Source organism: Micromonospora cabrerizensis (assembly GCF_022230955.1).
GTDB classification, from domain to species: domain Bacteria; phylum Actinomycetota; class Actinomycetes; order Mycobacteriales; family Micromonosporaceae; genus Micromonospora; species Micromonospora cabrerizensis.
Genome location: NZ_JAKKFI010000034.1, coordinates 38,241 through 62,935, shown reverse-complemented (window position 1 = coordinate 62,935; position 24,695 = coordinate 38,241). Strand labels below are relative to the sequence as shown.

The 24,695-nt window shown below is 71.8% G+C and carries 26 protein-coding genes and 1 tRNA gene; 12 read left to right on the top strand and 15 right to left on the bottom strand.

Annotated features, from left to right (window positions below):
* Window positions 1-20: 20 nt before the first annotated feature.
* A complete protein-coding gene (dcd, locus tag LADH09A_RS03580) occupies window positions 21-599 on the bottom strand; it encodes a dCTP deaminase (protein ID WP_030332009.1) in 579 nt (192 codons plus the stop codon).
* Between the two features lie 99 nt (window positions 600-698).
* On the opposite strand from dcd, the gene LADH09A_RS03575 reads away from it, so the two are divergent.
* Both LADH09A_RS03575 and LADH09A_RS03570 read left to right on the top strand, forming a co-directional pair.
* The gene (locus LADH09A_RS03575; RefSeq protein ID WP_238643292.1) at window positions 699-1,256 is read left to right on the top strand and encodes a pyridoxamine 5'-phosphate oxidase family protein; all 558 of its coding nucleotides are present in this window, start codon (window positions 699-701) and stop codon (window positions 1,254-1,256) included.
* A 253-nt stretch (window positions 1,257-1,509) separates the two neighbouring features.
* Window positions 1,510-1,583 (top strand) — tRNA-Gly (locus tag LADH09A_RS03570).
* 361 nt (window positions 1,584-1,944) lie between these two features.
* On the opposite strand, the gene LADH09A_RS03565 is transcribed toward LADH09A_RS03570, so the two are convergent.
* Together LADH09A_RS03565 and LADH09A_RS03560 are read right to left on the bottom strand one after the other, a co-directional pair.
* The gene (locus tag LADH09A_RS03565) at window positions 1,945-2,304 is read right to left on the bottom strand and encodes a transcriptional regulator (RefSeq protein ID WP_238643291.1); all 360 of its coding nucleotides are present in this window, start codon (window positions 2,302-2,304) and stop codon (window positions 1,945-1,947) included.
* Window positions 2,301-3,056 carry a hypothetical protein gene (locus LADH09A_RS03560; protein WP_238643290.1) on the bottom strand — a complete coding sequence of 252 codons (756 nt, stop codon included), beginning with the start codon at window positions 3,054-3,056 and terminating at the stop codon, window positions 2,301-2,303. The genes LADH09A_RS03565 and LADH09A_RS03560 overlap by 4 nt, the downstream gene beginning before the upstream one ends.
* A gap of 189 nt (window positions 3,057-3,245) precedes the next feature.
* Between LADH09A_RS03560 and LADH09A_RS03555 the strand changes: the two genes are divergently transcribed.
* Window positions 3,246-3,590 (top strand): VOC family protein, encoded by a 345-nt coding sequence (locus LADH09A_RS03555; RefSeq protein ID WP_238643289.1) that lies wholly within the window; start codon window positions 3,246-3,248, stop codon window positions 3,588-3,590.
* A 67-nt stretch (window positions 3,591-3,657) separates the two neighbouring features.
* On the opposite strand, the gene LADH09A_RS03550 is transcribed toward LADH09A_RS03555, so the two are convergent.
* Together LADH09A_RS03550 and LADH09A_RS03545 are read right to left on the bottom strand one after the other, a co-directional pair.
* Window positions 3,658-4,302 carry a dihydrofolate reductase family protein gene (locus tag LADH09A_RS03550; protein ID WP_238643288.1) on the bottom strand — a complete coding sequence of 215 codons (645 nt, stop codon included), beginning with the start codon at window positions 4,300-4,302 and terminating at the stop codon, window positions 3,658-3,660.
* 24 nt (window positions 4,303-4,326) lie between these two features.
* Window positions 4,327-5,031, bottom strand: coding sequence for a dihydrofolate reductase family protein (locus LADH09A_RS03545; protein ID WP_238643287.1), 705 nt, complete (start codon window positions 5,029-5,031; stop codon window positions 4,327-4,329).
* 233 nt (window positions 5,032-5,264) lie between these two features.
* On the opposite strand from LADH09A_RS03545, the gene LADH09A_RS03540 reads away from it, so the two are divergent.
* A complete protein-coding gene (locus LADH09A_RS03540; RefSeq protein ID WP_238643286.1) occupies window positions 5,265-6,143 on the top strand; it encodes an LLM class flavin-dependent oxidoreductase in 879 nt (292 codons plus the stop codon).
* A 10-nt stretch (window positions 6,144-6,153) separates the two neighbouring features.
* Here the strand turns inward: LADH09A_RS03540 and LADH09A_RS03535 are convergent, their stop codons facing one another.
* Genes LADH09A_RS03535 through LADH09A_RS03525 form a run of 3 tightly spaced genes read right to left on the bottom strand, consistent with a single transcriptional unit; the run spans window position 6,154 to window position 8,269 of the window.
* Window positions 6,154-6,585 carry an ASCH domain-containing protein gene (locus tag LADH09A_RS03535; RefSeq protein WP_238643285.1) on the bottom strand — a complete coding sequence of 144 codons (432 nt, stop codon included), beginning with the start codon at window positions 6,583-6,585 and terminating at the stop codon, window positions 6,154-6,156.
* A gap of 58 nt (window positions 6,586-6,643) precedes the next feature.
* Window positions 6,644-7,684 carry a questin oxidase family protein gene (locus LADH09A_RS03530; RefSeq protein ID WP_238643284.1) on the bottom strand — a complete coding sequence of 347 codons (1,041 nt, stop codon included), beginning with the start codon at window positions 7,682-7,684 and terminating at the stop codon, window positions 6,644-6,646.
* A gap of 33 nt (window positions 7,685-7,717) precedes the next feature.
* A complete protein-coding gene (locus tag LADH09A_RS03525) occupies window positions 7,718-8,269 on the bottom strand; it encodes a phosphoribosyltransferase family protein (protein WP_238643283.1) in 552 nt (183 codons plus the stop codon).
* Window positions 8,270-8,456: 187 nt separating this feature from the next.
* On the opposite strand from LADH09A_RS03525, the gene LADH09A_RS03520 reads away from it, so the two are divergent.
* The 4 genes from LADH09A_RS03520 to LADH09A_RS03505 all read left to right on the top strand — a co-directional run bounded on the left by LADH09A_RS03520 (window position 8,457) and on the right by LADH09A_RS03505 (window position 12,850).
* On the top strand, window positions 8,457-9,089 hold the full coding sequence (locus LADH09A_RS03520; protein WP_238643282.1) for a septal ring lytic transglycosylase RlpA family protein: 633 nt from the start codon (window positions 8,457-8,459) through the stop codon (window positions 9,087-9,089).
* A 104-nt stretch (window positions 9,090-9,193) separates the two neighbouring features.
* On the top strand, window positions 9,194-10,318 hold the full coding sequence (locus tag LADH09A_RS03515) for a PP2C family protein-serine/threonine phosphatase (RefSeq protein WP_238643299.1): 1,125 nt from the start codon (window positions 9,194-9,196) through the stop codon (window positions 10,316-10,318).
* A gap of 130 nt (window positions 10,319-10,448) precedes the next feature.
* Complete coding sequence (locus LADH09A_RS03510) at window positions 10,449-12,305, top strand: acyl-CoA dehydrogenase (RefSeq protein WP_238643281.1); 1,857 nt, start codon at window positions 10,449-10,451, stop codon at window positions 12,303-12,305.
* A gap of 275 nt (window positions 12,306-12,580) precedes the next feature.
* Window positions 12,581-12,850 carry a DUF6458 family protein gene (locus tag LADH09A_RS03505; protein ID WP_030332052.1) on the top strand — a complete coding sequence of 90 codons (270 nt, stop codon included), beginning with the start codon at window positions 12,581-12,583 and terminating at the stop codon, window positions 12,848-12,850.
* A gap of 46 nt (window positions 12,851-12,896) precedes the next feature.
* Here LADH09A_RS03505 and LADH09A_RS03500 read toward each other — a convergent pair whose 3' ends face one another.
* Complete coding sequence (locus LADH09A_RS03500; RefSeq protein ID WP_238643280.1) at window positions 12,897-13,436, bottom strand: SixA phosphatase family protein; 540 nt, start codon at window positions 13,434-13,436, stop codon at window positions 12,897-12,899.
* 112 nt (window positions 13,437-13,548) lie between these two features.
* Here LADH09A_RS03500 and LADH09A_RS03495 point away from each other — a divergent pair, with 112 nt between their 5' ends.
* Window positions 13,549-13,836, top strand: a complete 288-nt coding sequence (locus tag LADH09A_RS03495) for a DUF6458 family protein (protein ID WP_238643279.1) — start codon at window positions 13,549-13,551, stop codon at window positions 13,834-13,836.
* A 197-nt stretch (window positions 13,837-14,033) separates the two neighbouring features.
* Here LADH09A_RS03495 and trhA read toward each other — a convergent pair whose 3' ends face one another.
* Window positions 14,034-14,711: a PAQR family membrane homeostasis protein TrhA gene (trhA, locus tag LADH09A_RS03490; RefSeq protein WP_238643278.1), complete on the bottom strand. Its 678-nt coding sequence runs from the start codon at window positions 14,709-14,711 to the stop codon at window positions 14,034-14,036.
* Between the two features lie 107 nt (window positions 14,712-14,818).
* Between trhA and LADH09A_RS03485 the strand changes: the two genes are divergently transcribed.
* Genes LADH09A_RS03485 through LADH09A_RS03475 form a run of 3 tightly spaced genes read left to right on the top strand, consistent with a single transcriptional unit; the run spans window position 14,819 to window position 17,065 of the window.
* Window positions 14,819-15,472, top strand: coding sequence for a 5-oxoprolinase subunit B family protein (locus LADH09A_RS03485; protein WP_238643277.1), 654 nt, complete (start codon window positions 14,819-14,821; stop codon window positions 15,470-15,472).
* On the top strand, window positions 15,469-16,332 hold the full coding sequence (locus LADH09A_RS03480) for a 5-oxoprolinase subunit C family protein (RefSeq protein WP_238643276.1): 864 nt from the start codon (window positions 15,469-15,471) through the stop codon (window positions 16,330-16,332). Before LADH09A_RS03485 ends, LADH09A_RS03480 begins: the two co-directional genes overlap by 4 nt.
* Window positions 16,316-17,065 carry a LamB/YcsF family protein gene (locus tag LADH09A_RS03475; protein WP_238643275.1) on the top strand — a complete coding sequence of 250 codons (750 nt, stop codon included), beginning with the start codon at window positions 16,316-16,318 and terminating at the stop codon, window positions 17,063-17,065. The genes LADH09A_RS03480 and LADH09A_RS03475 overlap by 17 nt, the downstream gene beginning before the upstream one ends.
* 30 nt (window positions 17,066-17,095) lie before the next feature.
* Here the strand turns inward: LADH09A_RS03475 and LADH09A_RS03470 are convergent, their stop codons facing one another.
* From LADH09A_RS03470 to LADH09A_RS03450, 5 genes are all read right to left on the bottom strand, one after another.
* Window positions 17,096-18,934 (bottom strand): NHL domain-containing thioredoxin family protein, encoded by a 1,839-nt coding sequence (locus tag LADH09A_RS03470; protein ID WP_238643274.1) that lies wholly within the window; start codon window positions 18,932-18,934, stop codon window positions 17,096-17,098.
* 407 nt (window positions 18,935-19,341) lie between these two features.
* Entirely contained in the window at window positions 19,342-19,728 is a 387-nt protein-coding gene (locus LADH09A_RS03465) for a hypothetical protein (RefSeq protein ID WP_238643273.1), read from the bottom strand.
* 82 nt (window positions 19,729-19,810) lie between these two features.
* On the bottom strand, window positions 19,811-22,531 hold the full coding sequence (locus LADH09A_RS03460) for an LppU/SCO3897 family protein (protein WP_238643272.1): 2,721 nt from the start codon (window positions 22,529-22,531) through the stop codon (window positions 19,811-19,813).
* Between the two features lie 343 nt (window positions 22,532-22,874).
* Window positions 22,875-23,012 (bottom strand): hypothetical protein, encoded by a 138-nt coding sequence (locus tag LADH09A_RS03455; RefSeq protein WP_165435866.1) that lies wholly within the window; start codon window positions 23,010-23,012, stop codon window positions 22,875-22,877.
* A gap of 218 nt (window positions 23,013-23,230) precedes the next feature.
* Window positions 23,231-24,694, bottom strand: a complete 1,464-nt coding sequence (locus LADH09A_RS03450) for a dihydrolipoamide acetyltransferase family protein (protein WP_274528949.1) — start codon at window positions 24,692-24,694, stop codon at window positions 23,231-23,233.
* Between the last annotated feature and the right edge of the window lies 1 nt (window position 24,695).

Sequence of the window (24,695 nt, the reverse complement as noted above, 5' to 3'; positions counted from 1 at the left end):
GGCCGTCGTGCCTCAGCCCGTCAGCGGGTGGGCCAGGTGCGCCAGTGCTGCCAGGCGCGGCTGGGCGTGGGGCCCCGCTGGCCCTGGTAACGCGAGCCGTAGACCACCGAGCCGTACGGGTGCTCGGCCGGCGAGGAGAGGCGGAAGATGCAGAGCTGCCCGATCTTCATGCCCGGCCAGAGGGTGATCGGCAGGTTCGCCACGTTGGAGAGCTCCAGCGTCACGTGACCGGAGAAGCCCGGGTCGATGAAGCCGGCGGTCGAGTGCGTGAGCAGCCCGAGCCGGCCCAGGGAACTCTTGCCTTCCAGCCGGCCCGCGAGCTGGTCGCCCAGCGAGATGACCTCCAGCGTCGAGGCCAGCACGAACTCGCCCGGGTGCAGCACGAACGGCTCGCCGTCGGGCACCTCCACCGCCGAGGTCAGGTCGTCCTGCTGCATCGCCGGATCGATGTGGGTGTAGAGGTGGTTGTTGAAGACCCGGAACAGCCGGTCGAGTCGGACGTCGATGCTGGAGGGTTGGACCAGGGTGGGCTCGAACGGCTCAAGGCCCAGCGTGCCGGCCTTGATCTCGGAGACCAGGTCGCGGTCGGAGAGCAGCATCGGACCACCATAGCCGCGTTGCCGAAAGTGCCCGGATTCGGTGCCGATGACCAGCGCGTCGAGGTCGCTGCTCGTACATTTGTTCGATAGAATGTCCGCATGGCTTCCTGGTCCGAATTCGCCGCCGACGAGCCCCGCCTCGCCGACGGGATCCGCGTTCTCCTCCAGCAGTACGGGCCAGGCTTCGGCTACCTGGCCACGGTCCGCGCCGACGGGGGTCCCCGGGTTCACCCGGTCTCCCCGGTCATCACGGACGAGGGTCTGTTCTGCTTCATCATCGACTCTCCGAAACGCCGCGACCTCGAACGCGACGGCCGCTACGCGCTGCACTCGTTTCCTCCGGAGGAGAGCGACGACGAGGCCTACGTGGCGGGGCGCGCTCGTCCGGTGACCGATCCGCTCCGGGTCGCGCACCTGGCGCAGAGCGCCCGGGCAGAGCCGCAGGTCGACTGGCGTCTGTTCGAGTTCACCGTCGACGTGGCCATGCTGACCCGCCGCGAGCATCAGGTCACCGGCGTCCCGGGTGTCGCTCCGGGCCGGCCGGCCGTTCGGGTCTGGCTCGACCCGCACGCCCCGTCGGCGGCGGCCGCGCCACTGTCCGTGCCGCAGACGCACCCCACCCGCCTCAGCCGCGAAGTGCAGTGCACGGCCGCCTGACCACGGCCGAGATCCCGGTGCCGGCTCCGTCGTGACGGAGCCGGCACCGGGTGTACGCCCTCACCGACAGCCCGCCCCCCCATGATCAACTCGGTTTCGTTGATGTCGGGGTGTCCCGGCGCTTCGGATGCCCCGACTTCCAGGAAGTCGAGTCGATCAACCGCGCACCCCCGAGCGAAGCGGCACGCGTGCAAGCTGACGGCGGGGTGCCTGGGTGCACGGGCTCCGCGACTCGGGTACAGTGGTGCCGCTTGCGGGTGTAGTTCAATGGCAGAACATCAGCTTCCCAAGCTGACAGTGCGGGTTCGATTCCCGTCACCCGCTCCACACACGGAAGCCCTGGTCAGGACACATGTCCCGCCAGGGCTTCCGTGGTTCCATCGCGCCGACCTTCAACCTCCACAAGCTGGACGGGCGAGAGGCGTTCTTCGGGTGCTACCCGGCGATCAGGCGCGAGGTGACCATCGGCCGAGAGCCGGTCGAGATCTTCGACCTGATGGGCAGGGACGCGACCTCCGCTCTTTCGTCCGTCGGACGAGTTCGACCACTGCTACGCGGACCCGTCGGGCACTGTCGTCTACGGCTCACCCGGCACCAGGTGCCTGCCCGCGGAGCGTTGGAGTCGGTAGGCGAGGCGGTGGTGCCGACGACGACCGGGCCCTTCCGGCCGGCGTCGGATCGCCGGTCGTCAGGTGGACGCGCGAAACTGTTGGTGGCGTCGGAGGAGTTCCTGCAGCGCCTCGATCTCGGCAGCCAGAGCGGCCTGCCCCTGCTGGGTGATCCTGATCCAGGTCTTGGGCCTGCGCCCGTGGTAGCCCCTCTCGATCTGGATCAGGTCCGCCGCCTCCAGCACGGCGAGGTGTCGGGAGAGGTTGCCGGCGGTGAGTTCGAGTGCGTCCCGCAGGTAGGCGACCTCCACCCGCTCGGCCTCCGCGGCGATGGTGAGGATGCCGAGCCGGTTGCGTTGGTGGACGGTGTCGCTGAGCCCGTTCGTCGGGTGCCCGCCGGGGCCGTCGGCCGCGTCAGCGGGACCGTCTGCACTGCTCACGCCGACCTCTTACTCGTGGTGAAAAGAGCGATGATGCCACCGATGAGCAGGATCGGTGCTGGCAGCAGGGCCGCCAGCAGGAAGCTGTAGCGGTTCAGGTCCCCCGGCTGCAGGTTCGCGGTCTCGAAGTAGACGTTCACGACGACGACCGCGGCGGCGTAGGTCACGGCCACGACCGTCAGGCCACGACTGCGTTCCAGTCGCGCCAGGACCAGCAGGCCGATCGCGATGACCAGATGTGGAACCATGCCGCGATCGGCGATGCCCAACAGTGGTGTGGTCACCCAACCGGTCCCGTTCGAGATCGCGGTCGCCGTGTTGAGCAACAGGTACCGCAGCGTGATCGGCAGCACGAGCCCGACCAGCGTGCCGGCGATGCCGGCGATGGCGTACGCCCGGGTCGGGGTGTGGACGCCCACCCGCACGCCGTGCCACCGGTACCAGAGGAGGCTCAGCAGGTAGCCGCCGATGAGCGCCACCAGCCAGTACCAGCCGAGCGCCGCCGAACGTTCGAGGAAGACCCCGCCGAGGCCGGTCAGCGCGGGATTCTCCCGTGGGGCGCGCATCCCGGGAGATTCGCCCGACTCGACGTACAGGGGCGCGGCCATCGCCAGCAGGAGACCGAACAGCAGGAGCGGCAACCAGTACGCGTGTCGGGCGGCCCGGGTACGCCGCCGGAGGGCGGCCACCGACGCCAGGAGTTCTCCGGGCGTGTCTCTGTCGTCCGGTGCGGTGCTCGGTTTCTCAGACACGGTGGCCTCCACCCTGCTGCGCGTTTGCTACTGCAATACCAATAGGTTTGCATCGCAAATCATTCTGCGCAAGGGTTTCACCGAAGCTGATGACACTCGCCGGGATCGACCGTGGTGGTTCCAGCCGAGCCTCGGCGCGGCTACTGTCCGGCTTGGAGGTGGTCCGTGTTCACCGAAGCCTTTCCGATCGTGACGACACCTGACCTGCCACGACTGATCGGGTTCTACCGGGATGTGGTCGGTTTCGAGCTGACCTACCGGTTCCCGGACGACGGTGTCCCGGAGTTCGTCGCACTCCGACTGGGCAACAGCGAGCTGGGCCTGGCCGCCAATCCGGAGGCCGGCGAGGTGGCCGGGTCGCACCGCTGGGAGCTGTGCGTCTACGCCGACGACTGCGACGCCGCCGTGCACGCCCTGCGCTCGGGCGGTGCCACGGTCATCGAGGAGCCGGTCGACCAGCCGTGGGGGGAGCGGTCCGCCCGGGTCGCGGACCCCGACGGCAACCGAATGCTGGTGCTGTCCCGCCTCGCCTAGAGCCCGTGCCAAAGCCCCTGGCCGGCCTGCCGGCGGGCCCGAGGGCTTCGACACGGGCCGCCGGCGGTCAGCGCCGCCAGAACAGGAGATGGGTGACGCCGCTGGGGCTGGGCACCGACTCGAGGTGGAAGCGGTCGAGGAGCTCGTCGGGGCTCTTCCACAGGCGCTCGCCCCGGTCGAGGTCGACGGGCGCGACGGCGATGTGCATCGTGTCGACCAGGTCGGCGTCGAGGAACTCGCGGATGGTGGCGACCCCACCACCGAGGCGTACGTCCCGACCGTCGGCGGCCTGCTTCGCCCGGGTCAGTGCCTCGGCCGGGCTGGCGTCGAGGAAGTGGAACGTGGTGTCGGACAGGGTGAACGACGGGCGTTCGTGGTGGGTGAGCACGAAGGCCGGCGTGTGGAACGGCGGGTTGTCCCCCCACCAGCCCTGCCAGTCGAGGTTCTCCCAGGGGCCGCGCTGGGGGCCGAACTTGTTGCGACCCATGATTTCCGCGCCGATGTTGCACTCGGCGTCCCGGGTCAGATAGTCGTCCAGGCCCCGGGTGCCGCCGGGCTCGGTGCGGTACACGAAGCTGGCGGTGGCCGCCCGCCAGGAGAACAGCGGGGTGGGATCCGCGTGGCCGAAGGGCCGTTCCAGGCTCTGCCCCTCGCCGGTGCCGAACCCGTCGCGCGACACGTTGAAGCACTGCACCCGCAGCAGTTGTGGCATGGCGTCTCCTCCTGAAGGGGCGGCTCAGTTCGTGGTCATCGTCGGACCGCCGCCGCTGCCCCGGTCGTCGAGCACGAGCGGGGCGGGACCGTTCACGGCGTACCGGATGTGGGTGACCTGCGGGGTGTGCAGGACGCGGGTCGGCGTCAGTTCGATCGCCTCCTTGTCGCCGAGGTCCAGGTCCGCGTCGAACAGTCGCAGGCCGGTGCCGAGCACGACCGGTACGACGTGCAGCTCCAACTCGTCGAGCAGCCCGGCCTTGACGACCTGCCGCACCAGGCTGCCGCCTCCGGCCACGGCGACGTTCTTGCCGCCGGCCACGGCGCGCGCCTGCTCGACGGCGCTGGCCACGCCATCGGTGACGTAGGTGAAGCTGGTGCCTCCGCCCCGCAGCAGGGTCTCGCGGGGGCGGTGCGTGACGACGAAGACCGGTGCGCGAAACGGCGGTTCCTCGCCCCACGGCACCTCACCGCCGTCGGCCATCCGGCGCCCCATCACGTACGCGCCGGCGGCCCCGAACGACTCGCCGATGACCTCGGAGTTGGTGTCCTGCTCGCCACCGGCGAAGCCCTGCCGTTCACGCCACGCCGACGCCTCGGTCGCCCAGCGGGTGACCCGGAAGAACCCGGCGCTCTCCGCCGAGTCCATCCAGTTGCCGTCGCCCTCGAACCGTGGGCCGGCGTAGAAGCCGTCCACCGACACCGACAGCTGCGCGGTCACCTTCGTCATCTCGTGTGGTTCCTTCCCTCGGGCCCAACCCCCGGTGGGGTGCGGCTCGCCAAGGGGTCGGAGCCGAACGGGACACCCCTACCCGAGATCAGTGTGACGTGTGTCACCCGCCGGTTCGGCCAGGCACCACGTCCCGGCGTGTTCCGGGTCGCGGGGTTCTGGAGGGTACGAGCTGACCGCGAGAGCTGGATCGACAACCGGTTGCGGTGCTTCGCCCGGCTAGGCTGGCGATCATGCGGATTGGCATCGTCATCCTGCCGGACCAGCGGTGGGCGGAGGCGCAACGTCGGTGGCGGCAGGTGGACGAGTGGGGCTTCGACCACGCCTGGACGTACGACCACCTGGGCTGGCGGGACCTGGTCGACGGCCCGTGGTTCGACTCGATGGCCACGCTGACCGCCGCCGCGACGGTGACCTCCCGGATCCGGCTCGGCACCCTGGTGGCGTCGCCGAACTTCCGGCACCCGGCGGCGTTCGCCCGGCAGATCACCACGGTGGACGACGTCTCCGACGGTCGGCTGCTGCTCGGGCTGGGCGCGGGTGGGATCGGTTTCGACTCCGCCGTGCTGGGCGGAGAGACCCTGCCGCCGCGTCAGCGGGTGGACCGTTTCGCCGAGTTCACCGAGCTGCTGGATCTCGTCCTGCGCGAGGACGGCACCACCTGGCGTGGTGAGTGGTTCGCCGCGGTGGACGCCCGCAACAACCCCGGCTGTGTGCAGCAGCCCCGGGTTCCCTTCGTGGTGGCCGCCAACGGGCCGCGATCGATGCGGCTGGTGGCCCGGTTCGGTCAGGGTTGGGTGACCACCGGCACCGAAGCCGACGACGTGCAGGGCTGGTGGGACACCGTGTCGGCGCTGTCCGCGCGGATGGATCGCACGCTGGAGGAGGCCGGCCGCGATCCGACCACTCTGGACCGTTACCTGTCACTGGACGCGGCGCCGGTGTTCTCGCTCAGCAGCGCGCAGTTCTTCGCCGACCAGGTCGGCCGGGCCGCCGACCTCGGCTTCACCGACGTGGTGACGCACTGGCCGCGCGCCAGCAGCTGGTACGCCGGCGACGAGGCGATCCTGGCGGACGTGGCGACGCGGTTGCTGCCCGAGCTGCGCGGCTGAGGCGACGGCGTCAGGTGCCGAGGTCGCCGCTGGCCACCCCGCCCTCGCCGCCGGAGACCAGTCGCAGGCGTAGGCAGACGATCGGGCTGTCGCCGTCGACCGGGGTGCCGAGCCGCGCCCAGTAGGCCGAGTGCCCGGCCCGCCACTCCTCGATCGAGCGGTCCCCCTCGCCCTCGGCGCGGGCGAAGTCCCACGGCACGTCCGCGAAGCGGACCACCTCGACACCGGTGATCTCCACGACGCCGGCCAGCGCGTCGTCGTCGTCCACCAGGGCCAGCCGCTCCCCGACGTGCTCCAACTCCTCGCCCTCCTCCGCGTAATAGGCGAGCCGGCCGGCCGTCGCGGTCTTCACGCCGGCCAGCACGAGGGTGTTGAGGGTCGCCCGCAGCTCGCCGGGGGTGCCGAGGGCGAGGGTGCGCAGTTCACCGATCCGAGGCCACATCCTGCCGAGGCTAGGCCAGTGCGACCCGGACCGCTTCCGCATTGCGCCGGGGCCCTGCTCAGATCAGTTGGCCGGCGTAGCCGGCGGCGGTGAGGAGCCGGTCGTCGCCGCTGGCCGCGTGCGCGTCGAGCACCGCGTCGGCCAGCTTGACCACGTGCTCGTCGCCGTGCCGAGCTGCTCGGGCGAACACCTCCGCCGGGGTCATGGCGGTCACGGTCGGTGGCGCGATGCCGTCGGATGGGGCGTACACCGAGGTCATGGCCGCCGTCGCGGCCCAGGCCGCGGCGAGGCTCGGCGCCCACAACGTCCGGTCCAGGGCCGGCAGGGTACGGAGCACCGCGGTCGGCGCGGTGACCGCGTGCACCAGCATGACCGGCGCGGCGTGCCCGAAGCGCAGGTAGTCCAGGCCGGCGCGGTGCACCAACGTGGTGAGCCCACGCTTCGCCTCGTCCGGGATCCGCGCGGGGCGCAGCGCCGCGAGCGCCGGCTCCCACCGGGGTACGCCCGGCAGTTGGCCCAGCCGATCCCGGACGCCGCCGGTCTGGTCGTCGATCCGGGGCAGCCCGGCCAACGCGGCGTCCATGCCCATCTCCTCCCGGCCGGCCGAGGTGCCGTCGAGGACACGGTCGGCACCGGGGATCGGCTGCCAGCGGGCCGCCCAGTAGCCGAGGGCCTGGGCCAGCTCGGTGAGCCGACGCGGGTTCGCGTCGTCCGTTTCGAGCGCGCGTACGGCGTGCCCGACCCGGATCACCCCGTGGGTCGCGCCGGCGGCGATGCCCGGCAGCAGGCGGGGCCACCAGGTGCCGAGCACGTCGCGCCACGGGTGTTCGCGCAGGTGCCGGTCGAAGTACGCCAGCCAGTCACCGGCCCGCTTCGGATCGCCCAGCGCCGCCCGCCAGTCGTCGATCGGGTGCAGCCCCCGGGGCAGCTCGTCGAGTCGGCCGAGATAGTCGTCGAGCCAACGGTGCACCTGTCGCTGGTGCCCGTGTCGGGTCAGCGCCTCGACGGCCATCGGCCCGTGGTTGGAGAGCCAGCCCTCGTATTCGGGGCCGGTGCGATGCAGTCGTTCGTACGCCTCGTCGAGAATCCCGTCGCTCATCCATCGATCGTCGGACCTGAAGCGAGGTTCAGGTCAAGCGTGCAGATCGGCGGCGTCGATGAGGCCGGTGATCCGCAGCTCTGCCGCGACCTCGGGCGGGCAGTCGACGGCCACCACGGCGGTGCCCAGCACCTCGGCACCACGCGCCGCACAGATGTCGTAGAGGGCATGGAGCTGCGCCCCCGTACGCACCCAGTCGTCCACCACCAGCACCCGGTCGTCGGGGCCGAGGTGCCGGTCCCGTACGGCCAGGTGGACCCGCCGGCCGCGGTAGTCCGGTGGGCTCTGCGCCCAGGTGAGCGGCCCGGCCGGCAGCCGACCGTCACCGGGTTTGTGTGCGGCCACGAAGCCGACCCCGAGGGCGGTGGCGGCCAGCGGCCCGAGCAGCAGCCCGGTGACCGCCGGGGCGAGCACCACCGTCGGGCGGGCGGCCCGGTACGGCGCCACCAGGGCCGGTCCCAGCTCGGCCAGCACCGCCGGGTCTCGCCACCAGCCGGAGATGTCGCTGACCAGGTGACTGGTGCCCGGACCGGGGTCGATCCAGCGGAACAGGGCGGCCAGGCGTTCGGTCAACTCGGCGGGCATCCGCTCATCCTGCGGCACGGTCGCTCGGCGTGCCGGCACCCGGGCCGGCCGGCCCACCCCGGATCGGATGATCGGCTACACGTACCTGTGCAAATACGGGCATACCACCATGACCACGTTGACTTCGGAAGTGCTTCTCTCGTTACGGTCCGACCCGGTTTGTTCAGTCGACGAAAGGACCGGGCCGGTGGCAGGCAAGCACTCCCGTACCCGCATCTTCTCCTCCCCGGCGGGCATCGTGGCCACCGCGGCGGTCGGCGTAGCCCTCGCCGTCGGGGGCACGTTCGGTGCCGTGCAGCTGACCTCCGGCTCCGCTCAGTCGGGCCAGACGGCCCTCGATCTGACCCCGACCACCGCCGCCAGCAGCCTCGCCCCCAGCTCCCCGGCGGCCTCCCCGAGTGCCAGCGTCTCCCCGAGCGCGTCCGCCAGCCCCTCGGCCACCCGGTCGCAGCAGGCCGCCTCCCGAGGCAAAGAGCGCACCGCGTCGCCGAAGCCGAAGCCGACCGCCAAGAAGACCACGGCCGCCCCCAAGGTGCTGGAGAGCGGCTCGTGCGGTGCCTCGTTCTACTCCGACGGGCAGCTCACGGCCAACGGTGAGTCGTTCAACCCGAACGCGCTGACCGCCGCGCACAAGACGTTGCCGTTCAACACCAAGGTCCGGGTGACCAACCCGGCCAACGGCAAGTCGGTCGTGGTGCGGATCAACGATCGCGGCCCGTTCATCGACGGTCGCTGCCTGGACCTCTCCCGCGCCGCGTTCGCCACCATCGCCTCGGTCGACGTGGGCGCGCTCACCGTCCGCTACGAGGTCCTCGGCTGAGCGGGGCACCTGACGTCGATTCGGCCGGTCAATCGGGCCGGCCGGTCAGAACCTTCTCGGACGACGGGTCAGGTTCATTCACCGTTTCACGCGGATCAGGCAAACTGTCTCTCGTACCCACGCGACTCCTTCAGCCGGGCCGTCGCCCGCTGAGCCCCGGATCCCGCGCCGCCCTCGGCGCGGCCCTCGTTCTGCTCGCGATCGTGTCCGCGGTGGAGGCGGCCGACGGCCGTTCGGCGCACTACCTCGCACTGTTGGCGGCCGTGCCTTTCCTGGCCGCAGCCCTGGCCGCCTGGCCTGTGGTGCTGGGGGTGGGCGTCGCCGCGACGGTGGTCGGGGCCGCCTTCGCGCTGCTCGATCCGGAGATGTCGCTCGTCGTCTCGGTCAACGTTGTCTGGATCGCGATCGCCACCGGGCTGGCGGTGGCGGTGACGTCGGTCCGGCAGCGACTGGCGGACCGGATCGTCGAGTTGACCAAGCTTGCCTCGGTGGCCCAGCAGGCCGTGCTGCGCCCGCTCGGGCCGCAGGTCGGCACGCTCTCGGTCGCCGGTCGCTACATCTCCTCCACCGCCACCGCCGAGATCGGCGGTGACCTGTACGAGGCGATCGACACGCCCTACGGCGTACGCATGATCATCGGTGATGTGCGCGGCAAGGGCCTGGACGCGGTCCGGCTGGCGAGCATCGTCCTCGGTTCCTACCGCCACGTGGCGTACGAGCGGGCCGACCTGCGCGCCGTCGTCGCCGACCTGGACCGCGCGGTCGCCCGCAACGTCGGCGACGAGGATTTCGTCACCGCGGCACTGGTCGAGGAGCGCGGTGGCACGCTCACGATCGTCAACTGCGGGCACCCACCGCCGCTGCTGCTGCGTCGGGGCGCGGTGATCCCGCTGGAGCCGCCGGCACCGGCACCTCCGCTCGGGTTCATGCCGGTGGTCCGCCCCCGGGTCGAGCGCCTGGAGCCCGGGGACCGGCTGCTGCTGTTCACCGACGGTCTCGGCGAGGCGCGACGTGACGGCGAGTTCTTCCCCACCGCCGACCGCGCCTGGCGACTGCTCGGCCACGGCACGGTGGCCAACGGGCTGGCCTCGCTGGAGACGGCGCTGATCGAGTGGGTCCATGGTCGTCTCGATGACGACATCGCTCTGGTCCTGATGGAGTACGTCGGTGCCCGCACCGGTGCGACCGCAGCCGTCCCCAGCTGGGAGGTCGGTGCCGCGGAGAGCTGATCTCGGTCAGCGCGGCCCGGAGGTGTGTAATCGCCGTCACTTGGGTGATCCGCTTGTCGCTGGCTACCCGCGAGTAATACAGTGGTGGTTACTGATCGGTAACACCTGTCCGGAAGCGGGGCCAGCGAGCATGACCCACTACAAGAGCAACCTGCGGGACCTTGAGTTCAACCTCTTCGAGGTCTTCGGGGCGGACCAGGCGTTCGGCCAGGAGCCGTATTCGGAACTCGACGCCGAAACCGCCCGCAGCTTCCTCGCCGAGCTTGACCGCCTCGCGCGTGAGGATCTCGCCGCCAGCTACACGGACAGCGACCGCAACCCGCCGGTCTTCGACCCGGCCACGCACACCGCGCCGCTGCCGGCGTCGTTCAAGAAGTCGTACCAGGCATTCATGGACTCCGAGTTCTGGCGCCTGGACCTGCCGCCCGAGCTGGGCGGCACCAACGCGCCCCGCGCGCTCTGGTGGGCACTCGCCGAGCTGGTGCTCGGCTCCAACGCTCCCATCTGGATGTACGCCTCCGGCCCGTCCTTCGCGCACGTGCTGCACGTCGAGGGCACCGAGCGGCAGAAGAAGTGGGCCAAGCTCTTCATCGACAGGCAGTGGGGCTCCACGATGGTGCTCACCGAGCCGGACGCCGGCTCGGACGTGGGTGCTGGCCGTGCCCGCGCGACCCAGCAGCCCGACGGCTCCTGGCACATCGAGGGCGTGAAGCGCTTCATCACCTCCGGCGAGCACGACCTGAGCGACAACATCGTGCACTACGTGCTGGCCCGCCCGGTCGGCGTGGAGGGCGTCGGTGGCCCCGGCACCAAGGGCCTGTCGCTCTTCGTGGTGCCGAAGTTCCACTTCGACGAGACCACCGGCGAGCTGGGTGAGCGCAACGGCGTCTACACCACGAACGTCGAGCACAAGATGGGCCTGAAGGTCTCCAACACCTGCGAGCTGACCTTCGGTGAGCACGGCGTACCGGCCAAGGGTTGGCTGCTCGGCGACAAGCACGACGGCATCCGGCAGATGTTCATGATCATCGAGTACGCCCGGATGCTGGTCGGCACCAAGGCCATCGCCACCCTCTCCACCGGCTACCTCAACGCCCTGGAGTACGCGAAGAGCCGGGTGCAGGGCGCCGACCTGATCCAGCAGGCGGACAAGGCCGCCCCGCGGGTCACCATCACCCACCACCCGGACGTGCGGCGCTCGCTGCTGCTGCAGAAGTCGTACGCCGAGGGTCTTCGTGCCCTGGTCCTCTACACCGCCTCCTGGCAGGACAAGGTCGCCATCGCCGAGGCTGCCGGCGACGAGAAGGCCACCAAGCTCGCCAAGCGGGTCAACGACCTGCTGCTGCCGCTGGTAAAGGGCGTCGGGTCGGAGCGGGCCTACGAGATGCTCGGGCACGAGTCCCTGCAGACCTTCGGCGGCTCCGGGTTCCTCCAGGACTACCCGCTGGAGCAGTACGTCCGCGACGCCAAGATCGACACCCTGTACGAGGGCACCACCGCCATCCAGAGCCTGGACCTGATCTTCCGCAAGATCGTCCGGGACAACGGCAAGGCGCTGATGGCGGTCGCCGGCGAGATCCAGGAGTTCATCTCCTCCGAGGCGGGCAACGGCCAGCTCAAGGAGGAGCGGCAGGCGCTCGGCAAGGCGCTGGCCGAGGTGCAGAACATCCTCGGTGTGATGACCGGTTGGCTGGGCGAGGCGCAGGGTGGCGACACCCGCTCGCTCTACAAGGTCGGGCTGAGCAGCCGGCGGTTCCTGCTGGCGATCGGCGACCTGGTTGTCGGCTGGCTGCTCCAGCGGCAGGCCGACGTGGCGCTGAGGGCGCTGGCCGGCGATGTTTCCGCCACCGACAAGGCGTTCTACACCGGCAAGGTGGCTGCTGCCCGTTTCTTCGCCCGCGAGGTGCTGCCCCGCATCGGTGCCGACCGGCGGATCATCGAGAGCACCGACCTCGACATCATGGACCTCCCGGAGGAAGCCTTCTGACCGTGTCACGGCACGGTTGACCGGTTCCGGGTCGCACCACCCGGGATCGACACCGACGGCCGGTGGGGCCCTCGCCCCGCCGGCCGTCGCCGTGTCTGTGATGGAGACCCTCCCCGGACTGCCAACTCTCCGCCCACGCCACTCCCTTCCATCCGGCCCGTCTCACGCCGCGCATTGGGCGAGCCTGGCCGGGTATGCCGGCGGCGTGGCGGGTAACCGTCGCGTGACCTCGAAAGGGAACGCCCAGAGCCACCGCACGGGGGAGTGCAGCGCATATGGGTGTCGGAAGCGGCATTTTTCTCATCGCGATCGGCGCGATCCTGACCTTCGCGCTGAGAGCCAACGTCTGGTGGATCGACGTACGGGCGGTCGGCTGGGTCTTCATCCTGGCCGGACTGGCCGTACTGCTGACCACGCTCTGGTTCTGGCAGGACCGGCGCAAGCGGGCCCGGACCCTCATCGTGGAGGAGAACCGGCTCTCTCATCCGACCGCGATGATGCCGCCGCCACCGGACCCGCCGCCACCAACCGCGCCGCCGTCCTGACCTGGACGCCTACCTCTGAGCCACCCGTCGACAAGCGGCGGGTGGCTCAGTCGCGTGCGGTGTGCCGTTCGGTGAGCGGAGCGCCCGACCGACCCAGGTCCGCCCAGCCGAGCGGGCCACGGTGCACCGCCAGTTCCGCGGTACGCAACCCTTCGTCGGTAGCGCCCTCCGGGTCGAGGAGCGCGGATAGCAGCGAGATGCCCGGGTTGTGGGCGATCAGCAGCGCCGTGCGAGCCGTCGGGTCCACTGTGCGGACCAGCGCCAGCAACTCCTCGGGGTGGGCGTCGTACGCGCCGGCCTCGTAACGAACGGTCGGCCGAGGCCCCGCCGGGCCACCCTCCGGCGGAGAACCGGTCATCCCCATCGCCACCCCGTGCCAGGTCTGGCGGGTGCGTCTGGCCGTCGAACAGATCACCACGTCGGGCAGCAGACCGTGGCGCGCCAGCCAGGCGCCGGCCGCTGCGGCGTCTGCGGTCCCGCGTGTGCTGAGCGGCCGTTCGGCGTCGTCCGCCGCGTCGCTGCCCTGCTCGGCCTTCGCGTGCCGCAGCAACACCAGCGTCCGGGTCTCGGGGTCCGCGTCCGTCATGCCCCCAGCTTGCCCGATTGGCGATCTCCGTGCCTGGGTAAGTCGATGGATGCCGCACCCCTACCGACGGCCGCGGCGCGTCGTACGCCAGGTTCGAGCCGAGGAGCGAGACATGGGCATTGGTGGCAGCATCTTCTTGATCGCGCTCGGCGCGATCCTCGCATTCGCCGTGGAGGCAGACCTGGGCTGGCTGGACCTGTCCGTGGTCGGCTGGGTGCTGATGCTGGCCGGCGTCGCCGGCCTGATCACGACCCTCTACTTCTGGAACAGCCGTCGCCGCACGGTGGTCGCCGCGCCGGTCCGCGAGGAACGCGTCGTGGCTGACCGCGTGGTGCCGGTGCAGGACGACCAGGTCATGCGGGAGTACCGCGAGGTGCGTCGACCGGGCCGACCGGTCTGAACCTCGCTCGCGAACTCCGGGGTCCCGCAGCGTCGCGGGGCCCCGGCTCGCGTCTCTACCCCGGAGCGACAGTCACCACCCGGCGAAGATCCGCGCACTTTCGGGGAAACTGCTGCCTGAAAGCCCGTCGAGGCAGCAGTTTCCCCGAAGCTGCGCGGATCCTGCGATGCCGGCCGCGCCCGTCCTGGCCGGTTGGGTCAGGCGAACAGCGCGAAGTAGATCGCGATGTGGTGGCAGAGCGCGGCCAGCAGCGTGCAGGCGTGGAAGAACTCGTGGTGACCGAAGACGGTCGGCCACGGGTTGGGCCGCCGCAACGCGTAGAAGACCGCGCCGACGCTGTAGATCGCGCCACCGGCGATGAGCAGCACCAGCGCCGCGACGCCGCCGCCGTGCAGGATCTCCGGCAACATGGCCACCGCCACCCAGCCGAGCGCCAGGTAGAGCGGCGCGGACACCCAGCGCGGCGCGTGCGGCCAGACCACCGTGAGCGCCACGCCGGCCAGGGCGCCACCCCAGACCAGGGCCAGCATCACGGTGGCCGGCCGGGGCGCGAGCAGCATCACGCAGAGCGGTGTGTACGTGCCGGCGATGAACACGAAGATCATCGAGTGGTCCATCCGGCGCATCACCTGGTAGCCGCGCTCCGACCACACCCGACGGTGGTACAGCGCGCTCGTGCCGAAGAGCCCGCAGACCGTCAGGCTGTAGATCAGGCAGCTGACCAGGGGTGCCCACCCAGGTCGGGTGGCGGCGATCGAGCAGAGCACGATGCCGCACACCACCGCGACGAAGAAGGCGTACGTGTGCAGCCAGCCGCGCATCCGGGGCTTACCGATGTCGACCGGCTTCAGGCGAAGCGGGGCGGAGGTGGTCACGTCATCAGGTTACGGCACCGTAGGTTACTTTCAAGTAGTCACGCCGGTGACACCCGGCACCGTCGCCGTGAACACCGCGACCGCCGGCCATCGGCGAAGATGAACCGATGCGGATCCGGCCCGTCGGGGCGCACGCCCTGCTGATCGACTGCACCAGCCCCGACGGCGTGCCACAGGCCGATCTGGTCGACGCATGGCGAGCCGAGCTGTGGCGGCGGCGCGAGCATGGTGACCTGAGCGCCGTCGAGATCGTGCCCGCGGCCAGCACCGTCCTGCTCGACGACCTGCCCGACCCGGCCGCCACGACCGAGCAGCTGACCCGGTGGACACCAGCCGTCGTGGCCGCCGCCGCGGCGCGTCGCGGCACGGACGAGCACGACGGTGAGGAGATCGTCGTTCCGGTCGACTTCGACGGGCCCGACCTGCCGGCGGTGGCCGAACACTGGGGCGTGGACGTACCCGCCGTGCTGTCCCGGCTCACCGGCACCCGGTTCCGGGTCGCGTTCTGCGGCTTCGCCCCCGGCTTCCCCTACCTGACCGGGCTGCCCGCCGAGCTGGCGCTGCCCAGGCTGGCCACGCCCCGCCCCCGGGTGCCAACCGGTTCGGTCGCCCTGGCCGGCCCCTACGCCGGCATCTACCCGAGCGCGTCCCCCGGCGGCTGGCTGCTGGTCGGCCGCACCGACCTGGTCCTCTTCGACGTCCACGCCGACCCGCCGGCCCGACTCGGCCCGGGCACCCCGATCCGGATGGCTGCGGCATGACCGGCCCGCCCACCATCGAGGTGCTCCGCGCCGGTGCGCTCACCACCGTGCAGGACCTGGGTCGCCCCGGCTGGGCACACCTGGGGGTTCCCCGGTCCGGTGCCCTCGACCCGGCGGCCCTGCGGCTGGCCAACCGCCTGGTCGGCAACCCGGAGCACGCCGCCGGCCTGGAGATCACCCTGACCGGCTGCATGCTGCGGCTGACCCGGGCCACCACGGTGGCGGTCACCGGCGCCGAGGTGACCGTCCACGCCGGCGACCGGCCCGGCGACACCGGGCGTCCGCTCACCGTGCCGGCCGGGACGGTGCTGCGGATCGGCCCCGCCCGTCGGGGCGTACGGAGTTGGCTGGCGGTGGCGGGCGGCATCGACGTGTCACCGGTGCTCGGCAGCCGCGCCACCGACACCCTCTCCGGGCTCGGTCCGCCCCGGCTGGGCGACGGCGACCGGCTGCCCCTCGGCGAGCCACTCGACGCGCCCGCGCCGGTGGACCTGACCGTCTGCTCCGCGCCCCCGCCGGAGCTGCACCTGAGGTTGAGCCTCGGCCCACGCGACGACTGGTTCACACCGATCGCACTCGACCGGCTGTTTGGCACCGCGTACACCGTCAGCCCGGTCAGCAACCGGGTCGGCGCGCGACTCGCCGGCGAGCCGCTGCCCCGCGCGGTCGCCGGCGAGCTGCCCAGCGAGGGCATCGTGCTCGGCGCGGTGCAGGTGCCGGCCGACGGACAACCCCTGATCTTCCTGGCCGATCACCCGACCACCGGCGGATACCCCGTCATCGGGGTGGTCACCGACGTGACCCCGCTCGCGCAGGCCCGCCCAGGGACTACCGTCAGATTCCATGGACCTCAACGCTGACCTGGGCGAGGGATTCGGCATCTGGCGACTCGGCGACGACGAGGCGCTGCTGAGCCTCGTCACCTCCGCCAACGTCGCCTGCGGCTTCCACGGCGGCGACCCGTCCACGATGCGGCGGGTCTGCGAGGGCGCCGCGCGGCGTGGAGTCGCGGTGGGCGCGCAGGTCGGCTACCGGGACCTGGCCGGCTTCGGTCGACGGCACATCGCGTACGACTTCGCCGAACTACGCGACGAGGTGACCTACCAGCTGGGGGCGTTGAACGCGTTCTGCCGGCTGTTCGGCACCCGGGTCCGCTACCTCAAGCCGCACGGCGCGCTCTACCACGCGGCCAGCATCGACGAGTCCCAGGCGGCGGCGGTGGTCGCGGCGGTCACCGGCTACGACCCCGAGCTGCCCGTGCTCTGTCTACCCGGCTCGACGCTCGCCCAGCTCGCCGTCGGCGCGGGCCTGCCGGTCGTCGCCGAGGCCTTCGCCGACCGCGCCTACCTGCCCAACGGGGCGTTGGTGCCACGTGGCACCCCCGGCGCGGTGATCACCGACCCGGAGCAGGTGGCCGAACGGGCGGTGCGAATGGCCGTCGAACGCAGCGTGGTGGCGGTGGACGGCACCGTCATCCCCTGCTCGGTCGACTCGATCTGCCTGCACGGCGACACACCGGGCGCGGTCTCCGCCGCCGAACTGGTCCGTGCCACCCTGATCGACGCCGACATCCCGCTGGCCCCGTTCGCCTGATCGGAGGGGCCCGAAGGCCCCTCCGGAACGTCAGGCGTCCAGGCCGCGGAGCACCAGCGGCAGCCGCGTCACGGCACCGTCGACCACCCGGACCGGTACGCCCCAGTCCTGCCGGGTCAGGTGGCACGCCGCGTGTTCGACGTCCGCGTCGCAGGTCGCCGCCTGGGCGGTCACCTGCAAAACCCCGGCGGTGACCTCGCCGTTGAGCACCAGCCGACGGGACAGCTCGGTGCCCGTGCCGGCACCGTCCACCAGCAGCTCCGGCGGCGACGCCGAGACCACCAACCGGGTCGACGGCCCGTACGTCTCGTCCAGCTTCTGCCCCGGCGCCGGGGTGAAGACGATGTCCAGGGTGACCTCACCGGCCGCGACGTCGGTCGGCTTGCGCTCGGTGCGGTGCCGTGGCCCGTCCACCGTGCTGGCACCCGCCGCCGACAGGGCACCCGGAGCGAGCCGGGTCAACCGGTGCGCGGCGGACTCCACCACCAGCACCTCACCGGCCGGGGTGACCACCAGATCGCTCGGCTCGGCCAACCCGTCGGCAACCGTGGAGACCTGGTTGCTGGCCGGGTCGAAGCGGCGCACCGCGCCGTTGTACGTGTCCGCTATCAACACCGAGCCGTCCGGCAGCGCGCACACGCCCAGCGGGTGCTGGAGCAGCGCCGTCTCCGCCGGGCCGTCCACGTGCCCGAAGTCGAACAGGCCCTGCCCCACGGCGGTGCCCAGCACACCGTTCTCCACGTAGCGGACGGCACTGGTCTCGCTGTCGGCGACCCAGAGCCGGGTGCCGTCGGCGGAGACCGACAGCCCGGACGGCTGCGCCATCCACGCCTCGGCCAATGGGCCGTCGCGCAGCGCCTCCACGGTGGTGCCGGCGTACATGCCGGCGGTCCGCTTGATCGGGTCGAACCACCAGAGCTGGTGGATGCCGGCCATCGCGATGATCAGCTTGTCGTCGTACCAGGCCAGGTCCCACGGGGAGGAGAGGTCCACGGCGAACGCGTCGTGGGCGTGGTCGTCGACCGAGGCGCGCCACTGTCGCCCACTGCCGGCCACGGTGACCACCTCGCCGGACTCCAGCCGTACGCCGCGCAGCAGGTGGTTGACCGTGTCGGCCACCACCAGGTCGTAGCCGGCGACCTCGGCGACGTGCGTGGGCAGCAGGCACACCCCCTGCGGCTCGGAGAACGTCGCCGCATCGGCCGGCCCGTCGGCCCGGCCCCGCTCGCCCGAGCCGATCCGGCGTACCGGCGTCTCGCCGTCCGGGGCGACCTCGACCAGGGAGTGTCGGGCCGAGTCCGAGACCAGCAGGTTGCCGTTCGGCAGCAGCGCCGCCTTACCCGGGAAACGCAGCGCGGTCTCCGGCGCCGGCGGCGGAACGTACGGACCGTCGCCCCGGTGCAGGGTGCCCTTGGCCTCGTGGGTGGCGATCAGCTCGTCGATCAACCGGGCCAGCCCTTCGGCGTGCCCCTCACCGGCCATGGTCGCCACCACGTACCCCTCGGGGTCGATCACCGACAGGGTCGGCCAGGCCCTCGCGGCGTACTGCTGCCACATGTCCATCTCAGGATCGTCGAGGACGGGGTGGTGCACCCCGTACCGCTCGACGGCGGCGGCGAGCGCGTCGGCGTCCTTCTCGTGCTCGAACTTCGGCGAGTGCACACCGATCACGACGAGCACGTCGCCGTACTTCTCCTCCAACGGGCGCAGCTCGTCGAGAACATGCAGGCAGTTGATACAGCAGAACGTCCAGAAATCCGCGATTACGATCTTGCCGCGAAGGTCGGCGAGCTTGAGATCGCGTCCGCCGGTGTTCAGCCAACCTCGGCCCTGCAGCTCTGGAGCCCGTACTCGTGCAGTCGTTCCCATGCCTGTCAGCCTGCCACGGCACGCTCGGTCAGCCGCCGTGACCCGGACGACAGACGGCTGGCGGCTTCTAGCCCGCGCCACCTTCGTTACGCTCCCGACGCTTCGCGGCGTACGCACGGACCTCTGCCGCATCCCAGATCCGGCCGACGGTCAACGTCTCGATCGGGGCCGGGAAGTCTGGGCGATCAACCAGGACCGCGGCGCGCTGACGGGAGACGCCGAGGTAGTCGGCGACCTCCGAGAGGGCAAGGCCCGCTGCCCAGGCGGGGTCACGCCCGAGGAATCGGCCGACGTGACCAGCCGTACGCATCGACGAGCCTGGTTGGTCTCACTGGGGATCGTCGCGGAGATCGGTGGCAGCTCAGCAACGCGGTATCGGGCGTGTCGAGCTGCTCAGCTGCCAACGATCAAACAGCTAGGGTGCCAATCTCGCTGATCTCGGTACTCAGGGTGGGACACGTCCAAACCGCTCGGCCGGCACGCGCCACCGCTGCCAGAGGGTGACTCGATGGATGGTGGGGACAGGGCGGCCAGTTGGTGGCGCGGCCCATCGACCACAACGACTCCACCGCCCACTCCTGAACCTGATCGGCGAGCGCGACGACCTGTGTGACGGTTGGCTGGCCCAGCTCGATCGAGATCCCCTGGCCGGAGCCGTCGGGAGCGTAGAGAAATGCGCTGGCAGTCCCTGAATCGTCCCGCCACGGCTCGTCCCGGAGATCGGGCTGCACGCCGCCTGGCCCCTCAAGATCGGACATGATCGGCTCCAGTGCCGCCGCCAGTTCGTGCTCCACAACCGGATTGTGCCCGAAGCAAGAGGCCCACGTACGACGACGGCGGGGTCACGGTCGCCCGTGAACCCCGCCGTCGGTCGAGCTACTTCGTGGCCGGTTTGAGGCAGAGCACCCGGTTGGTGCCGTCACCCGGCAGCACCACGTGCGGCTGCGTCGTGTCGGTGCACTTCTCCTTGGCGTCCACCTTCGAGACGATGGTGAAGGCGTCCGCCTCGCCGCAGTCCGCCGCAGTGGCGCCACCCTGACCGGACTGCTTCACGCAGGTGCCGACCGCCGGGTCGAACGCCGGGCCGTCGTTTCCGCCGCCGAACTTGCCCAGCAGCATCAGCAGGCCGAGCGGCACCGCCAGGATCAGCACCGCCGCGATCAGCACCGCTGCCAGCACCCGGCCGTTGCGGACCTTCGGCGTCGGCGGCTCCGCCTTCGGCTCGTCGGCGTCCGGCTTGAACGCGTCGAACCGGCCCTGGTCTGACTGGCCGGTCTCCTGGCCCCAGGACGACGTGGGCTGGTGCGCGGGCGGGAACGACGGCGGGAAGTTTCCGCCCGGCACCGGCTCGGTCGCCGGCCCGGCACCGAAGCCCGACCCGCCGGGCCCTGGGCCGCCGTAGCTCGAGCCACCGAAGGCCGGTGCCCCGTTCACGGCGGCGGCGCCGGAGGCAGACGACCCGGGGCCGCCGAACTGGTCGGCCGGTCGTTCGGCACCGGCGTGCGGCCGTGTGCCGTTCACCGGTCGGTTGTTGCCGGGCGTGTCGACGAAGGACGGCACACCGGGCGGGAACGCCGGCGGCGCCGACGGGGCCTCCCCGAACGCGTTCGGTGCGGGCTGCCGGTCGTCGAAGCGCTGATCGGCCGCCGCCTCGCCGCCCCAGCCGGGACCGGCCTGGCGCTGTGAGTCGTTCGGCCACTCGGGTGCGGCCTGCCGCTGTGAGTCGTTCTGCCACTCGGGTGCGGCTTGGCGCTGTGAGTCGTTCTGCCACTCGGGCGCGGCCGGGCGCTCGGCCCTCGGGTCGACCTGGAACGCCTCCGGCTCCGGCTCGTTCTCCGGCTCCGGTCGAGCCGGGCGGCCGTACACCCGGGGTTGTGGTGTCGCCGTGCCAGTCGGCCGGATGGCCTGGTCGGTCGGGGGCATCACCCGGCTGGCCAGCGGCACCGAAGCGCTCGCCGTGGCGCGGGCCGCCGCGCCGTCCGCCGAGTCGGCCTCCGGCACCGGCACGACCGCGCGACCCGCTCCGGACTCCGGAGAGGTACGCGGGGCGGGCACCATCGCGCCGCCACTCGCGGGGGCGTCCTCGGCGCGGCCCCAGCCGGCCGGTTCCGCCTCGTACTGCGCGGCGGCGTCCGGGGCCTCCCGCTCGGCGTACGCGGGCTGCTCGGGGATCGGGGCGAACTGGGCCTGGGGCGACGCGTAGTCGGCTGGCGGGGCGGCGGCCAGGCTGGCGCCCGGCACTCGTTGCTCCTGTGGGGGCAGCGGCACAGCGTTCGCCGGCGAGATGCCCGGCGCGGGCCCGGGCTGGTAGGCAGGTGCCTCGTCGTTTCGGTCCGCCTCCCAACCACCGCGGGACTGGGCGGACGCCTCGGCTTCGGCGCGGCCCCACACCTCACCGGGTGCCCACGGCTCGACCGCCGGCACGCCGGGGTTGGCCGGTGCCGCGTTGTCCGGGTTGGCGGCCCAGCTGGGTGCGCCGTCGTTGGTGGGCACGCTGACGCTGGCGCGCGCGGGCAGGCCGCTCTGCTCCGCCGGGGTCCACCCTCCCGGCTCCGGCCGTTCGGCCGGCTGGTCCTGGGGTGCGAGCACCCAGTCGGGCTGCTGCGGGCGGCTCTCGGCCCCGCCCCAGGCGGCCGGCTGTTCGGCCTGGTCCTGCCGCACTTCGCCGCCGTCGTTCCAGGCTGCGGGTTGTGCCTGTTGCTGTGCGGCCCACCCACCGGAGTTGGCCGGGTCGTCCTGGCTGGGCCAGTTCGCCGCCGGTGTCGGCACCTGGGCCGCGCCACGGGCGGCACTGGGCTGGGCGGCCTGCCCCCACCCGGGGGCCGGCTGCTCGGTCGACTCGGCAGGTTGGCCCCAGGCCGGCGGCGACTGCTCAGCCGGCGTCCACACCGGCTGGTCGTCGCGTGCGGCGGGGCTGCTGGCGGGCCAGCCGCCGTTGGCGGGCGCGTCGTCCTGCTGGGCGTTGCCGGACCAGCCACCGGCCTGCGGCATCTCGGGCTGCTGTGACTCGGTGCCGTGCCAGTCACCGGCGGGCGGGTTGGCCTGCGCCGCCGAACCCCAGGCGCCGGCTCGGGCCGGGTCTTCCTGGGCAGGCCAGGCAGTGGTGGCCGGCGGCACCTGCGCGGCGCCTCGCGCGGCCGGCTGGGTCTGCACCCACTCGGGCTGCTCAGGGGCGTTCGGAGTCCAGTTTGGTACGGGTGCGCTCTGCTCGGCCGGCGTCCAGGCCTGCTGCTGCGCCCCCCAGGGGGCAGGCTGCCCGGGGGCCGGTGTGCCGTCGTTGCCGGGCCAGGCGCCGGGCTGCGGCGGTTCGCTCGTGCCGCCGCCGGCCGCCCAGGCAGGCTGCGCCGGGTCGCCGGGCTGCGGGGCAGCGGCGGCACCCCAGGCGGGGGCCTGCGGTTGCTCGGACTGGGTCGCCCATGCTGGCGTCGACGGGTTGGGCCGCGTCGGCGGCGGGGGCGCCCAGCCCAGGTCGGGGCCGGCGGCGTTGTGGCTGTTGTCCGGCTGCGCCGGGCGGTCGCCGTACGGCGCCGGTCCGCCGGCGCCCGGTGACACCTCGTCCGGCTCTTGGCCGGGGCGGTGCGGGCCCTCGGACGTCATGGGTGCGCCTCCTCCATCACATGTCGGCTCGCCGGCGCCGATCGGTCTCCTCGGCGTGGCTGCCGGCGTCACCGGCGTACCGCTGTGCCGGCTCCCCGCACGGTATCGGGTGGTGGCACGGCCCGTCCAAGGAGCACCGGTCGTCACTGCGCGTGGCCGGTCGGTGTCGAGCAGCTTCTGTCAGCTCGGCCCCTGCCGGGTCGGCGGGCGGCGACCGAAGCCCACCGTACCGGGCGCTGCGGCAGGGCGGAATCCCGGTGGCCGGTGGCGGGAAACGCCGATGGCCCACCCGGCGGACCGGGTGGGCCATCGATCTGGAGGAGGTGCGGAATGTCGAGGAGCGTCAGCTCATGTGACGCTGGGCGATGACGAGGATCTCCTCGCGAACCGCCGGCGAGTTCGCCGAGCGCAGCGCGTGCTCGATGGCACGGGCGCGGCGGGTCGCGTCGCGGTGGTTGCGGATTCGCTCGATCATGCTCATTGGTGGGTCCCCCTAGCTATTCGGTTGTCAGCCCCTGATGTGTCTATTCAACCGCAGAACCCGGCCAACTTCCATCGATTATTAGGTGAGCTGAGACACCTGCCTAACAATCAAAGGTCAACAGCCGGTCTGGCTGACGTTTCCGTCGCCCAAACGACACGGCCGGTGTGCCGGGCGTTAACCCGTGGCACACCGGCCGTGGCTGGCGTTGCGGACGATCAGGTCCAGGCGAGCAGGGCCGCCTCCGGATCGGCGAGGAAGTCGCCGATGTCGCGCAGGAACTTCGAGCCCAGCTCACCGTCGATGATCCGGTGGTCGAAGCTCAGCCCCAGCGTGGTGACCTGACGCGCCCTGACCTTGCCCTTGTGCACCCAGGGCATCTCCCGTACGGCGCCGAAGGCCAGGATCGCGGACTCGCCCGGCGGCAGGATCGGCGTGCCGGTGTCCACTCCGAACACCCCGACGTTGGTGATGGTCAAGGTGCCACCGGACATGTCCGCCGGTGAGGTGCGGCCGGACTTGGCCGTCTGCACCAGGCCGTTCAGCGAGTCCGCCAACTCCCGCAGCGAGAGCCGACCGGCGTCCTTGACGTTGGGCACGATCAGGCCACGCTCGGTGGCCGCCGCGATACCGAGGTTGACGTAGTCCTTGACCACGATCTCGTCGCCGGCCCAGGTCGAGTTGACCATCGGGTGACGCTTCACCGCCAGCAGCACCGCCTTCGCCACCAGCAGCAGCGGCGAGACCCGTACGTCGCGCCACTCCCGTCGGGCCCGCAGTCGGTCCAGAGCCTTCATCGCCCTCGTGACGTCGACGGTCAGGAACTCCGTCACGTGCGGAGCGGTGAACGCCGAGCGGGACATGTTCTCGGCGGTGAGCTTGCGAACCCCCTTGACCGGGATGCGCTGTTCGCGGTCCGCGCCGAAGCTCGCGACGCTCGTCGTCACCGACGAGGTCGCGATCGGCCCGGCCACGGCACCGCTCGCCGCCTGCTGCACGTCCTCCCGGGTGATCGAACCCAACGGGCCCGAACCGGTCAGCGTGCCGAGGTCGACCCCGAGGTCCTTGGCGAGCTTGCGCACCGGAGGCTTGGCCAGCACCAGCCCGCCCGTCGCCGTCGCGGCCTGCCCGTCACGAGCCGGAGCCACCACGGGCGCGACCACCGGCTGCGGAGCCGGTGCCGCCGGAGCGGGTGCCGCCGCGGCCTGCGCCGGGACGGCGCCCTTGCGCGGGCGACGCTTCGCGGCGGTCGTACGCGGGCCGTACCCGACGAGCACCGCGGTCCGCCCACCCGGGGCCGCACCGCCGATCAGGCCGGGCTCCACCATGCCCTCGGCCGGCGCCACCTCCACCGCCGCCAGCGAGGCCGCCGACGGGGTGGGCAGGTCACCGCTGGGCGTGGCCGTGGTCGACGGCGCCTCCAACGGGCCGGCGCCCGGGTCGGTGTCGATCGCGATGATCGGCGTACCGACCTCGACCGTGGTGCCCTCGGGGTGGTGGATCGCCTGCACCTGGCCGGCCCACTTCGCGGGGATCTCCACCGCCGCCTTGGCCGTCTCCACCTCGACGATCGGCTGGTTCAGCTCGATGGTGTCGCCGACCTTGACCAGCCAGGCCAGGATCTCGCCCTCGGTCAGCCCCTCGCCCAGGTCGGGCAGGTTGAACGTCTTGATCCGGGACATG